The sequence below is a fragment of the Kitasatospora setae KM-6054 genome, from assembly GCF_000269985.1.
GTDB lineage: Bacteria > Actinomycetota > Actinomycetes > Streptomycetales > Streptomycetaceae > Kitasatospora > Kitasatospora setae.
On sequence record NC_016109.1, the window covers coordinates 4,596,822 to 4,609,465 of the forward strand.

A 12,644-nucleotide genomic window follows, 5' to 3' on the forward strand; every position below is an offset into this window, starting at 1 on the left:
CGAGGCCCGGGGAGCCACAGGGCCGATCAGGCCGCCGGTTCGCGGTCCGGCTCGGAGAGAGCCACCACCGGTTCCAAGCGGCCGTGACCGACTTGGAGGAAGGCCGTCATCCCCAGTACCAGGACGGTGACCAGGTTCCCGAGCAGCCACAGGAAGGTCACGACCGCTTCGATCGGGTCGTCACTGCTCCCGCGATGACGGCCTGCTCCGTACAGATCACTCACGTTGCTTCCACCCTCAGCTCGAACCAGACCCACTTGCCGCGCGGGGCGCACTCCACGCCCCACCGCTGGGCGAGTGCCGCGACCAGTCCCAGGCCGTAACCGGACTCCGCTTCGTGGGCGGGAGCCATCAGCGCAGGCAGTTCACCGGAGGAGTCCCGGACCCCCACCCGCACCGAGGAGGACTGACGCCGCACGGCGACCGCGATCCGCGTACAGCCCGTGTGTTTCGCCGCATTGGCCACCAGCTCGGTGACCAGCAGCGCGGCCACGTCGTCCAACTCCGGAGCGGACCATGCCGTCAGGGCAGAGCGCACCAACTTACGTGCGAAACCGGCCGATTGGGGGCAGCACGGGAGCCTCAGCAGGCAGCTCGAATCGGTAGGTTGCACGATCGGTACGTCGATGGGGGTGGTGTCCAGCGGGCCGATCAGCACGGGCCGGCCTCCGTCTCGGTCGGGTCTCCGGGGTTTCCCGGAAGGAGTCCCAGAATCCAGAAAGGACCCCTTTCCCGATAAGGCCAGCGTGTGTACCCACCGTGGGTAAACTCGCGGTCAGTTATCCCGCGTAACACTGAGCGATGATCTTTAGGGCGCCGGGGAGGCCGGACATGACGGAGTACGGAGCGCCGCGCGGGCTGCCGGGCCGGTTGCTGGCGGAACCCGAGATGATCACAGCGTGCGCCGCGCGCGACTTTGCTCGGATCTTCCAACTGGCCAAGAGCAGAGGCGGTTACCACCCTTCACGGATCGCCCGCGCCTGCGAGCTGACGCCAAGCAGGGTGGGTGAGGTCATTTCGGGGAAGCGGAAGATCACCAACATGACCGTCATCGAGCGCATCGCGGACGGCTTACGGATTCCGGGGCACATGCTCGGCCTTGCGGTCCGAAGCTGGGAGCGTCCGGCGGTACCCGTCCAGCGCCCGGTGCCGACCGCCCGAACTCCGAAGGAAACCAGGCCGGTTGATGCTGCGCTGCCCGGCAGCGAGCTGGACAGCATCCTTGCCATCGCGGCCGGCACCAAGGTCACGCCAACGGTGCTGCGCTCGCTTCAGGCATCGATTGAGGACTACTGGCGGCGCGACGACGAGCACGGCGGGGAGGCTCTGCGCCCGGCGGTCATCGGGCAGCTCAGGTACGTCACGGACATACTGCGGGACACGGCCGATCCCAACTACCGGCGCAGTCTCCATGGCATTGCCGCCGAACTCGCACGCCTGACCGGGTGGACGTACTTCGACGCACGGCAGTACAGCACGGCTCGCAGCTACTTCACCCAGTCCCTGCGCCTTGCGAGAGAGATCGACGACCGGCCGTTCATCGCCAACGTGCTCGCCTGCCTCAGCCTCCAGGCGACCTACCAGGACCAGCCTCGGGACGCCATCGCACTTGTCCGGGCGGCGCAGGACAGCGCACGCCTTGACGGCGGTACGCCGAGACTGATGGCCATGCTGTCCATTCGTGAAGCCTTCGGCCACGCCAGCGCCCGCGACCACGAGGCCACCCATCAGGCGATCGGCGAGGCACACCACTACTTCGAGAGGATCAGCGAAGCGGACGACGATCCTGCGTGGGTCCAGTACTTCGACCGGACCAAGCTGACCGTGGACACCGGCATCGCCCTCGGCCAACTCGGCGACGCCGATGCGGCGGAACCTCTGATCGCCGACGCCCTGACGGCCGGGCCCACGACGAACCTCCGGGGTCGCGCCTTCCACACCTTCTGGCTTGCCAGGACCCAACTCCAGCGCCACAAGGTCGAGTTGGCTTGCGCCACCGTGGGGGAAGCACTCGACCTCGCAACGATCGTGGAATCCCCCAGGGTGATCGCGCACCTCCAGGAGTTCCGGCACCTTCTGGAGCCCTACTCGGACGCGACGGCCGTGCGAAACGTGGTCACACGAATTGCCGAGGTGACCGTCTGATCAGATCCCGGCCTCGTCCAGCAGCAGGTAGAGCACGCCCACCAGCGTCCCACTGCTGACGATCTCGCGGCGGTCGATCATGCCGCGCAGATCGGCCAAGGGAATCCACTCGATCCGGTCGGACTCGTTGCGTTCCGTCGGAGGGCCCATGTACTCCACCGCCTCGGCGCGGAAGACGAAGTGCTCAGAGTCGGTGATCCCGTTGGCCGGTTGCGCGTAGATCAGCGGTTTGACCTCGCCGACCTTCCAGCCGGTCTCTTCCAGCGCCTCCCGAACCGCCGCGTCCGCCGGGGTCTCGCCCTGCTCGATCAGACCCATCGGGAGTTCCCAGGCCCAGGTGTTGGTGATGAAGCGGTGCCGCCACATCATGAGCACCTGCCGTTCGCCGTTCACGACGGCGGCGACGGCCAGGTGCCGCAACTTGATCACGTGGTGTTCCCAACGATGCCCATCAGGCTGCTCGACGTCAGCCAGCCAGAGGTTCACCCATGGGTTCTCGTAGATCGGACGTTCCCCGTGGATCTTCCACTGCATCGCTGCGGCCCCTCTCGACGGACCCTCAGCATGTCAGACCAACGCAGTGCGGTGGTCTCACTCCGGCGAATTTGCGTCAGAGTGACGAATATGGAGGCGGGGCAGATGGCGGCCGCCCTGGAGGACTGACGACGCCCAGGTGAGACGGCCCTAGCCATGCTGCCCAAGTGGCAGCCGCCCCCTACGACCGTTTTGACCATGCGGTGCCTCCACCAGCGTTCGGCGACATGGGAGTGTTCATCGCGGCCAAGCTGGCCGGTTCCAGGCAGCTCCAGCAATGGGGAGGGCTGTTGCTGGTCTCATCTGCCTTTGGCTATGCCTCGTCCAACCGTACTGATGAGCCGATTTTCTACAGGCCGGGCGACGTCGTAAAGGCCTCCGTCATGGGCAGTCTGGATACATCGGTGGTGGGAAGCGTGCAGCTCGGCACATGCCGGAGCTGTGCCGAGTACTACGACGAAGCGAGACCAACGTGCCTGCCTAGCCCCGACCCCCTGGATTGGTTCACCCGAACAGCGTAATTTCTGCGGGTCTATGGCCCCATGACGGAGAACTTTTTTGCCCTGCGTCATGTGCTTCTGCGTAAATATCTCCGAGGCCGATAATTGCCCGATGAGGCCACGGAGGAGCTGGAGCGTGAAGGCAAATATTAAGATCTCTATTTCTGATATTAGAACCACCTCCCAGGTTCGAGGATCACTGGGAGATCTGCGTGCCCTAGTCGCTTCGCTTGCCTCGCAAAAGCTAGTCCAGCCTGTAGTTCTTTTTTCTGACGGTAGGACTCTTCTCAGTGGATACCGCAGGGTGGCAGCCTGTAAGCGGGCGGGGATCACTCGGATTTCTGCTTTTGTGGCGAACGACCTTCGGTGTGCAACTGAAATCATGCAAGAGCAGCTTAAGTCTTCCGATTCCGCTACAGAGATCCCCATGAGCCTGCGCGAGCGTGTTGATCTCGCCGCCGTTCTGTACGGTGTGCCGCGACCAGATGGGGAGTCGTCTCGCTCCTTCCCGTTCGACAAGCACACGGCTCCGGCTGTCGGCCTTTCTTCTAGCACCCTCTGGCGAGTCAGGTCGGTAATTCACAAATCCCAGGAAGAGGCCATCTCTTCTGATGCGGATATTGATAGGGCGCGGAAAATTCTCCGCCTCATGGTCGAAGCTTACGAGTGCCCGCCAAGTGGCTGGAAGAGCTACTCTGCAATCGAATATCTGCACTCCTTGCTTCAAGTGGGAGATATTCCCGATCGCTTGGATCAGCTGGATAAGCCGAAGGGCACCGGCGGTGATGCTGTCAAGGATCTTCCTGCGCGAGAAGAAACTCGATCCCCCGAGTCAATTCCTGGACCAAGAAGGCAATTGGTCGATATTCGGCGCGGAATCGACAGTATTGCCGGAGTTTGTGCGGGATTGGCGGCAGTCAGTGAACTCTGCCCGCTAACGGCTGCCGAAAGGGCCCAGTTGGGTGCCGATATTCGACGCAGCAAGAAAGTTCTGAGCAGAATCCAGTCCATGCTCTAGGAGATACCGATGCTGAGAACCTCCCACACTTCGACCATTGAGGAACTGGCCCCTTCGGCCATCACTACCGACCCCCAGGTTAATACAAGGCCAGTAGACAAAACATGGGTCGTGCGAAAGCTTCGCGAAGGATTTGACGTCAAACGCCTGGGGGTCCCCACCGTTTCGGCTCGTATCGACGGCACCTATATCTGGGTTGATGGTCAGAATCGTGGAGCTTTGTGCAAGGCCGCAGATCGGGCCGATATCAAGATCGGCATGAAAGTCTTCCACGGACTTACAATTTCCGAGGAAGCGGAGCTATTTCTCGGGCTGAATGACAATAGGCGAGTCCAGCCCATCTACAAGTTCCTCGCAGAGGTTACTGCCGGCAGAGAAGAAGCGATGGCGATTGTTAAAATCGCTGGTGATGCTGGCTGGAAGATCGCAGACGGGACGGGTGCTAAGACGATCCATGCGGTTGCTGCCATGACGGCAATCTATCGAGCTGTGCCTGGGAACCCGGGCGACCTTCTTCGAAGGTGCCTTTCTATTGTCACGCGAGCTTGGGGGCACATTCCAGATGCCGTTAACGCGCATATCCTGCAAGGGCTTGAATCTGTTCTGAGGACCTGTCCAGACCTCGACGAGGCGGTTTTGGTCAAGAAGCTGGCCGGGCATGCGGGTGGGCCCGTCAGTCTGCTTGGAAAGGGCCGAGGTTTCCGGGAAGCAACTAGCTGCACTGTAGTCCAGGGTGTGGACCAGGTGATTCGGTTGACCTATAACACTGGTCGACGGTCGGGCAAGCTGCCGACATGGGGACCTCCTGGCCCGCGATCGGGTGAGGTACAAGAAAATATCGGTGGCTGAATAAATCGGCCAAAAAATTCTTCCCGCCCGCAGCTTCTCCAGGGCAGAGCAGTAAGACGTATGACGGTGCCTCCGCCGTCTGCACCCGGGTACAGGTGGTGCAGACGGCGGAGGCACCGTCATAGATAGGCGCCTACTGGGCGTCGGCGGGGATAGTGCCGAGGCGGCCGGCCTGGAAGTCCTCCATGGCCTGCTGGAGTTCGCGGTGGCTGTTCATCACGAACGGACCGTAGTGGGCGACGGGCTCACGGATCGGGAGGCCGCCGAGCAGGACCACCTCGAAGTTGGCCGACCGCGAGTCCTGCTTGTCGTCGGCGCGGATCGTCAGGCTGTCGCCGTCGCCGAAGACCACCGCCTGGCCCATCCGGAATGGACGCCGTTCCTCGCCCGCCGAGCCGCTGCCGGCCAGGCCGTACGCGAGGGCGTTGAAGTCCGAGCGCCAGGGCAGGGTGACCTGCGCACCGGGGTTCACGGACGCGTGAATCATCGTGATGGGGGTGTGCGTGGCACCGGGGCCCTGGTGGCCGTCGATCTCGCCCGCGATGACCCGGATCAGGCCGCCGCCGTCGGCCGAGGCGAGGAGCTTGACGCTGCCGCCGCGGATGTCCTGGTACTTCGGGGCGATCATCTTGTCCGAGGCGGGCAGGTTCACCCAGAGCTGCAGGCCGTGGAACAGGCCGCCCGACATGACCAGCGACTCCGGCGGGGTCTCGATGTGCAGCAGGCCGGAGCCCGCCGTCATCCACTGGGTGTCACCGTCGGTGATGGTACCGCCGCCACCGTGCGAGTCCCGGTGGATGAACGTGCCGTCGATGATGTAGGTGACCGTCTCGAAGCCCCGGTGCGGATGCCAAGGCGTCCCCTTCGGCTCGCCCGCCTGATAGTCCACCTCGCCCATCTGGTCCATCATGATGAACGGGTCGAGGAACTTCTGGTTGATCTTGGCGAAGGCGCGGCGGACGGGGAAGCCCTCGCCCTCGAATCCCTCCGGGGCGGTGGCGACGGCCAGCACCGGGCGGGCGTTGGCGCCCTCGGCGGGGGCTGCCACGCGCGGCAGGATCAGCGGGTTCTCTACGGTCACGGCAGGCATGTCGGCCTCCTCGATGGGTTCGGTTTCGGACGTTCAGCTGCGTTTCCGCAGGTCAGACCCTCGTTGCGGGTAGTCCCCCAACTGGGCTAGCTTTTGGGCTCGCCGGCCTCGTAGTCCACCTCGCCCATCTGGTCCATCATGATGAACGGGTCGAGGAACTTCTGGTTGATCTTGGCGAAGGCGCGGCGGACGGGGAAGCCCTCGCCCTCGTAGCCCTCGGGTGCGGTCGCCACGGTCAGGACCGGGCGGGCGGTGCTGTGCACCGCGTCGGGGGTGGTGACGCGGGGCAGGGTCAGCGGGTTCTCGACGGTCACGGCGGGCATGTCGGCCTCCTTCGGCGGTCTGTGGCCTACGTCCACCACAGTAGTTCAACTATCAACCACTCGCAAGGTTGAACGTTGAACTATGTGGGTGCATTCCCGCCCGAGAGGAGGGAAGGGGGGAGGGGGAGGGAGGGGTCAGCCGTACATGCGGCGCATGGTGAAGTCCACCATCTGCTCGACCGCGCGGGCGTCGAACACCATCCGGTGCTCGCCCTCCATGTCCAGGGCGAAGCCGTAGCCGGTGGGCAGCAGGTCGAGGATCTCGGCGCCGGTCACCGAGAAGTGCTTGGACTCCTTGCCGGCGTACCGCTTCAGCTCCTTGAGCGAGCTGAACATCGGGATCACCGGCGTCGGGGTGTTGTGCAGGGCCAGGAAGCCGGGGCGGTCGCCGCGCGGGCAGTAGACCTTGGAGGTGATGAAGATGGCCTGGAAGTCCTCGACCGGCATCGCGCCGGTGGTGAAGGCGCGCACCGCGTCGGCGAGCGAGGGCGGCGAGGGTTCGGGGTAGAGCGACTGCTGGGCGGCCTGCGGGTCGCCGTACCCGGGGCCGGGCATGCCGGACATCCCCTGCTGCATCTGCTGCTGCTGGTAGGGGTCCTGGTAGGCGCTCTGCTCGTAGCCGTACACGGGGACAAGGCTATCGGGCCGCGACCCGCTTGGGGGCGGGTGATCCGCACAATCCCGGGCGGGGCGCCATTGTGGGACGTGACCACGTTCATACCCCTGTCACGTCAGGGGGCTTGAACAAGTTACCAACGGGTAGCATCATGGGGCGTACTGGTGGGTAAGCGGTGCGCCGGAAGCGGCCGCCCGTGGAGCAGACGAACCGGAGAAACGGTCATGGGTCACTACAAGTCCAACCTGCGGGACGTGGAGTTCAACCTCTTCGAGGTGTTCGGCCGCGACCAGGTGTACGGCACCGGTCCGTTCGCCGAGATGGACGTCGACACCGCGAAGAACATCCTCAGCGAGATCTCCCGGCTGGCCGAGAACGACCTCGCCGCCTCGTTCGTCGACGCCGACCGCAACCCGCCGGTGTTCGACCCGGAGACCAACACCGCTCCGATCCCGGAGACCTTCAAGAAGAGCTACCAGACCTTCATGGACGCCGAGTGGTGGCGCCTGGGCATCCCGGAGGGCATCGGCGGCCAGGTCACCCCGAACTCGCTGGTGTGGGCGTACGCGGAGCAGGTGCTCGGCTCGAACCCGGCGATCTGGATGTACTCCTCCGGCCCGGCCTTCGCCGGCGTCGTCTTCGACGAGGGCACCGAGGAGCAGCAGAAGGTCGCCCAGCGGATGGTCGAGCGGCTCTGGGGCGCCACCATGGTGCTGACCGAGCCGGACGCGGGCTCCGACGTCGGCGCCGGCCGCACCAAGGCGGTCAAGCAGGAGGACGGCTCCTGGCACATCGAGGGCGTCAAGCGCTTCATCACCTCGGGCGAGCACGACATGTCCGAGAACATCGTCCACCTGGTGCTGGCCCGCCCCGAGGGCGGCAAGCCGGGCACCAAGGGCCTGGGCCTGTACATCGTGCCGAAGTACGACTTCGACTGGGAGATCGGCGAGCTCGGCGAGCGCAACGGCGTCTACGCCACCAACGTCGAGCACAAGATGGGCCTCAAGGCGTCCAACACCTGCGAGATGACCTTCGGCGCCAAGCACCCGGCCAAGGGCTGGCTGCTCGGCGAGACCGTCGACGGCATCCGCCAGATGTTCAAGATCATCGAGTTCGCCCGGATGATGGTCGGCACGAAGGCCATCGCCACCCTCTCCACCGGCTACCTGAACGCGCTGGAGTACGCCAAGGAGCGCGTGCAGGGCGCCGACCTCGCGCAGTTCATGGACAAGACCGCGCCGCGCGTCACCATCACCCACCACCCCGACGTGCGCCGCTCGCTGCTGACCCAGAAGGCGTACGCCGAGGGCATGCGCGCCCTGGTCCTCTACACCGCCTCGGTGCAGGACGACATGCTGGCCGCCCGCCTGCGCGGCGAGCACGACGCCGCCGCCGAGCGCCTGAACGACCTGCTGCTGCCGATCGTGAAGGGTTACGGCTCGGAGCGCTCCTACGAGCAGCTCGCCCAGTCGCTGCAGACCTTCGGCGGCTCCGGCTACCTGCAGGAGTACCCGATCGAGCAGTACATCCGGGACGCCAAGATCGACACCCTGTACGAGGGCACCACCGCGATCCAGGGCCAGGACTTCTTCTTCCGCAAGATCGTCAAGGACGGCGGCCAGGCGCTGACCGCCGTCAACGAGCAGATCGGCAAGTTCCTCGCCACCGGCGAGGGCGGCGCCGCGCTGGCCGCCGAGCGCGACCTGCTGGCCAAGGCCGCGGGCGACCTGGAGGCCATCGTCGGCACCCTGATCGCCGACCTGACCGCGGTCGAGCAGGACCCGAAGAACATGTACAAGGTCGGCCAGAACACCACCCGCCTGCTGCTGGTCTCCGGCGACGTGGTGGTCGGCTGGCTGCTGCTGCGCCAGGCCGCCGTCGCGCTGGCCAAGCTGGAGGCGGGCGCTTCCGATAAGGACGTCCCGTTCTACCGGGGCAAGGTCGCCGCCGCGAAGCACTTCGCCCGCACCGTGCTGCCGACCACCGCCGCGCAGCGCCAGATCGCCGAGAACGTCGACAACGAGCTGATGGAGCTGGCCGAGGAGGCGTTCTGATCCGGCGCGGCCCCCACCGGACCGCCTGACCCACCCTCACCCCGCGGGGCCCGGTACTGCACCGGGCCCCGCGGCGTCGTTCCGGGGCGCCGGCCGGGACGTCGTCCAGAGACGTCGTCCAGGGGTGCCGTCCGGGGCGTCGTCCGGGAGCGTCCGGGGCCGGTCGGAGGCGTTGTGTAGCGCTCCGTTCACTGTTGTGTCACCGTTGCGGACTTCCGGCGGTCCTGTCCGTGTACGGGCATATGCTCGTGGTGCGGACCCGCAACCCCACCAGGCCCGCCCCGCCCTCTACCCAGGAGCAAAATGTCGACCGCCGCCCGAACGGCCCACTTCGACCGGAAGCACACGGACGACCTCGTCGCCTTCCTGGCCGCCTCCCCGTCCCCGTACCACGCGGTGGCGAGCGCGGCCGAGCGGCTGGAACGGGTCGGCTTCCGGCGGGTCAGCGAGACGGACGCCTGGGACGGCGGCAGCGGCGGCCGCTACCTGGTGCGCGGCGGCGCCCTGATCGCCTGGTACGTGCCGGAGAACGCCACCGCGGCGACCCCGTACCGGGTGGTCGGCACCCACACCGACTCGCCGAACCTGCGGGTCAAGCCGGTGCCCGACACCAGCTCGGCCGGCTGGCGGCAGGTCGCGGTGGAGATCTACGGCGGCGTCCCGCTCAACACCTGGCTGGACCGGGACCTCGGGCTCTCCGGCCGGCTCGTGCTGCGCGACGGCACCACCCGGCTGGTGCGGCTGGACGAGCCGCTGCTGCGCGTCCCGCAGCTGGCCATCCACCTCGACCGCGGGGTCAACGACGGCCTCAAGCTCGACCGCCAGCGCCACCTGACGCCGATCTGGGGAATCGGCGGCACCACCGAGGGCGCGCTGCTGGAGTACGTCGCCGAGCGGGCCGGGCTGGCCGCCGCCGACGTCACGGGCTGGGACCTGATGGCGCACGACGTGCAGCCGCCCGCCTACCTGGGCCGCGACCGCGAGCTGCTGGCCGGCCCGCGGCTGGACAACCAGCTGTCGGTGCACGCCGCCGCCGCCGCGCTGGCCGCCGTCGCCGAGGCCGGCGGCGAGCTGCCGTACGTCCCGGTGCTGGCCGCGTTCGACCACGAGGAGACCGGCAGCGAGTCCGACACCGGCGCGCAGAGCCCGCTGCTCGGCAACGTGCTGGAGCGCTCCTGCCACGCCCGCGGCGGCACCCTGGAGGACCGCGCCCGCGCGCTGGCCGGCACCGTCTGCCTCTCCTCCGACATGGGCCACGCCGTGCACCCCAACTACAGCGAGCGGCACGAGCCCGGCCACCACCCGATGCCCAACGGCGGCCCGATCCTCAAGGTCAACGTCAACAACCGGTACGCCACCGACGGCATCGGCCGGGCGGTGTTCGCCGCCGCCTGCGAGAAGGCCGGCGTGCCGTGGCAGACCTTCGTCTCCAACAACGCGATGCCCTGCGGCACCACGATCGGCCCGATCACCGCGGCCCGGCTCGGCATCACCACCGTCGACTGCGGCATCGCCGCGCTGTCCATGCACTCCGCCCGCGAGCTGTGCGGCGCCGAGGACCCGCACTACCTGGCGAGCGCGATCAAGGCGTTCCTGGAGGGCTGAGCCGGGGCGCACGGGGGCGGGCCCGCCCCCGTACGCGCGCCGTCACTCCATCCCGGCCAGCACCAGCGGCAGCCGGCTCGCGCCGCCCGGCACCAGCCGCACCGGCACGCCCCAGTCCTGCTGGTGCACGTGGCAGGCCGGGTACTCGACCGCCGGGTCGTCGTCGCAGGACGCCGCCATCGCCGAGACGTGCAGCACGCCCTCGGCGACCTCGCCGGAGAGCACCAGCTCGCGGCTCAGCGCGCTGTCCGCGCCCGCGCCGGAGACCAGCAGCTCCGGCGGCGTCGAGCTGACCAGCAGCCGGGTCGACGGGCCGTAGCGCTCGTCCAGCTTCTGGCCGTTCGGCGCGGAGAACACCACGTCCAGCCGGAGCGCGCCGGGCGCGACCTCGGTCGCGGCCCGCCGGGTGCGGTGCGCGACCGCCTCCACCCGGACCGCCTCCTCGGGCAGCCGCAGCCGGGTCAGCCGGTGCCGGGCCGACTCCACCACCACGATGTCGCCGTCCACCACCACCGCGCCGGACGGCTCGCGCAGGTCGGTGGCCAGCGTGCTGACCTCGCCGGCCGCCGGGTCGTAGCGGCGCAGCGCCTGGTTGTACGTGTCGCTGACCGCCACCGAGCCGTCCGGCAGCACGGTCACCCCCAGCGGGTGCTGCAGCAGCGCCTGGCCGGCCGCGCCGTCGCGGTGCCCGAAGTCGAACAGGCCGGTGCCGACGGCGGTGCGCACCTCGTGGGTTCCACGTGAAACCCAGCGCAGCGCGGAGGTCTCCGAGTCGGCCACCCACAGCCGCTCGCCGTCCGCGGACACCGCCAGGCCGGACGGCTGGGCGAACCACGCCTCGCCGGGCGGGCCGTCGACCAGGCCCTCGTTGGTGGTGCCGGCCGCGACCCGGACGGTGCCCGCCACCGGGTCGAACGCCCACAGCTGGTGCACGCCCGCCATCGCGATCCACACCTCGCCGTCGAAGAACGCGACGTCCCACGGCGAGGACAGGTCCACCCCGAGCGCCGGACCGGCCGTCGGCGAACCCTGCCACCACTGCTTCCCGGTGCCCGCCAGCGTGGTCACCGAGCCGTCCGCCAGCCGCACCCCGCGCAGCGCGTGGTTCACCGTGTCGGCCACCACCACGTCGTAGCCCAGCTCCGGCGCCAGCCCGGCCGGGACCAGCGCGAGGCCCTGCGGCTCGCTGAACCGCGGCTCCGGGCCGTCCACCAGCCCGCGCACGCCGTCGCCGATCCGCCGCAGCACCGTCTCGCCGTCCGCGTCCAGCTCCACCAGCGCGTGGTGCCCCGAGTCCGCGACCAGGTAGTGCCCGTCCGGCAGCAGCACCGCCTTCCCCGGGAACCGCAGGTCACCCGCGGCCGGCTCGGGCGCCACGTACGGCCCGTCGCCGCGCCGCAGCGTGCCCTTCGCCGCGTGCTCGGCCTCCAGCTCCTCCACCAGCTTCGCGATCGCGTGCGCGTGCCCCTCCCCGGCGTGCTGCGCGACCACGTACCCCTCCGGGTCGATCACCACCAGCGTCGGCCAGGCCCGCACCGCGTACTGCTTCCACGTCACCAGCTCCGGATCGTCCAGCACCGGGTGGTGCACCTCGTACCGGGCCACCGCGTCGACCACCGCCCGGTGGTCGGCCTCGTGGACGAACTTCGGCGAGTGCACGCCGACGATCACCACGGTGTCCCGGTGCTTCTCCTCCAACTCCCGGAGCTCGTCCAGGACGTGAAGGCAGTTGACGCAGCAGAAAGTCCAGAAGTCCGCGATCACGATCTTGCCGCGGAAGTCCACCAGCGACAGGTCCTTGCCGCCGGTGTTCAGCCATCCGCCCTTGCCGACCAGTTCGGGGGCCCGGACGCGTGCACGAGAAGTCATGGTCCTATCCAACCCCACGACCCGGACCGGGATTCCGGGCA

At 67.7% G+C, this 12,644-nt stretch carries 12 protein-coding genes and 1 pseudogene; 6 read left to right on the forward strand and 7 right to left on the reverse strand.

What is annotated here, in order from left to right:
- Positions 1-26: 26 nt before the first annotated feature.
- Together KSE_RS44860 and KSE_RS20395 are read right to left on the reverse strand one after the other, a co-directional pair.
- Positions 27-224 carry a hypothetical protein gene (locus KSE_RS44860; protein ID WP_014137232.1) on the reverse strand — a complete coding sequence of 66 codons (198 nt, stop codon included), beginning with the start codon at positions 222-224 and terminating at the stop codon, positions 27-29.
- Positions 221-658 carry an ATP-binding protein gene (locus tag KSE_RS20395; RefSeq protein WP_014137233.1) on the reverse strand — a complete coding sequence of 146 codons (438 nt, stop codon included), beginning with the start codon at positions 656-658 and terminating at the stop codon, positions 221-223. The genes KSE_RS44860 and KSE_RS20395 overlap by 4 nt, the downstream gene beginning before the upstream one ends.
- Before the next feature lie 173 nt (positions 659-831).
- Here KSE_RS20395 and KSE_RS20400 point away from each other — a divergent pair, with 173 nt between their 5' ends.
- Complete coding sequence (locus KSE_RS20400; RefSeq protein WP_014137234.1) at positions 832-2,145, forward strand: hypothetical protein; 1,314 nt, start codon at positions 832-834, stop codon at positions 2,143-2,145.
- Here the strand turns inward: KSE_RS20400 and KSE_RS20405 are convergent, their stop codons facing one another.
- Positions 2,146-2,679, reverse strand: a complete 534-nt coding sequence (locus tag KSE_RS20405; RefSeq protein WP_014137235.1) for an NUDIX hydrolase — start codon at positions 2,677-2,679, stop codon at positions 2,146-2,148.
- A gap of 167 nt (positions 2,680-2,846) precedes the next feature.
- On the opposite strand from KSE_RS20405, the gene KSE_RS42240 reads away from it, so the two are divergent.
- The 3 genes from KSE_RS42240 (at position 2,847) to KSE_RS42245 (ending at position 5,046) form a co-directional block, all read left to right on the forward strand.
- Entirely contained in the window at positions 2,847-3,200 is a 354-nt protein-coding gene (locus KSE_RS42240) for a hypothetical protein (RefSeq protein ID WP_148283129.1), read from the forward strand.
- Between the two features lie 406 nt (positions 3,201-3,606).
- On the forward strand, positions 3,607-4,197 hold the full coding sequence (locus tag KSE_RS40215; RefSeq protein ID WP_231873196.1) for a hypothetical protein: 591 nt from the start codon (positions 3,607-3,609) through the stop codon (positions 4,195-4,197).
- A 9-nt stretch (positions 4,198-4,206) separates the two neighbouring features.
- Positions 4,207-5,046 carry a DUF6551 family protein gene (locus KSE_RS42245; protein WP_148283130.1) on the forward strand — a complete coding sequence of 280 codons (840 nt, stop codon included), beginning with the start codon at positions 4,207-4,209 and terminating at the stop codon, positions 5,044-5,046.
- 133 nt (positions 5,047-5,179) lie between these two features.
- Here KSE_RS42245 and KSE_RS20410 read toward each other — a convergent pair whose 3' ends face one another.
- From KSE_RS20410 to KSE_RS20420, 3 genes and pseudogenes are all read right to left on the reverse strand, one after another.
- On the reverse strand, positions 5,180-6,136 hold the full coding sequence (locus KSE_RS20410) for a pirin family protein (RefSeq protein WP_041293901.1): 957 nt from the start codon (positions 6,134-6,136) through the stop codon (positions 5,180-5,182).
- Between the two features lie 92 nt (positions 6,137-6,228).
- Positions 6,229-6,459, reverse strand: a pseudogene (locus KSE_RS20415) (pirin family protein); the annotation flags it as partial.
- A 135-nt stretch (positions 6,460-6,594) separates the two neighbouring features.
- Positions 6,595-7,086, reverse strand: coding sequence for an SseB family protein (locus tag KSE_RS20420; protein ID WP_014137238.1), 492 nt, complete (start codon positions 7,084-7,086; stop codon positions 6,595-6,597).
- A 213-nt stretch (positions 7,087-7,299) separates the two neighbouring features.
- On the opposite strand from KSE_RS20420, the gene KSE_RS20425 reads away from it, so the two are divergent.
- Together KSE_RS20425 and KSE_RS20430 are read left to right on the forward strand one after the other, a co-directional pair.
- Positions 7,300-9,129, forward strand: a complete 1,830-nt coding sequence (locus KSE_RS20425) for an acyl-CoA dehydrogenase (protein WP_014137239.1) — start codon at positions 7,300-7,302, stop codon at positions 9,127-9,129.
- Between the two features lie 303 nt (positions 9,130-9,432).
- A complete protein-coding gene (locus KSE_RS20430; protein WP_014137240.1) occupies positions 9,433-10,734 on the forward strand; it encodes a M18 family aminopeptidase in 1,302 nt (433 codons plus the stop codon).
- A gap of 42 nt (positions 10,735-10,776) precedes the next feature.
- On the opposite strand, the gene KSE_RS20435 is transcribed toward KSE_RS20430, so the two are convergent.
- Positions 10,777-12,603 carry an NHL domain-containing thioredoxin family protein gene (locus KSE_RS20435; protein ID WP_014137241.1) on the reverse strand — a complete coding sequence of 609 codons (1,827 nt, stop codon included), beginning with the start codon at positions 12,601-12,603 and terminating at the stop codon, positions 10,777-10,779.
- Between the last annotated feature and the right edge of the window lie 41 nt (positions 12,604-12,644).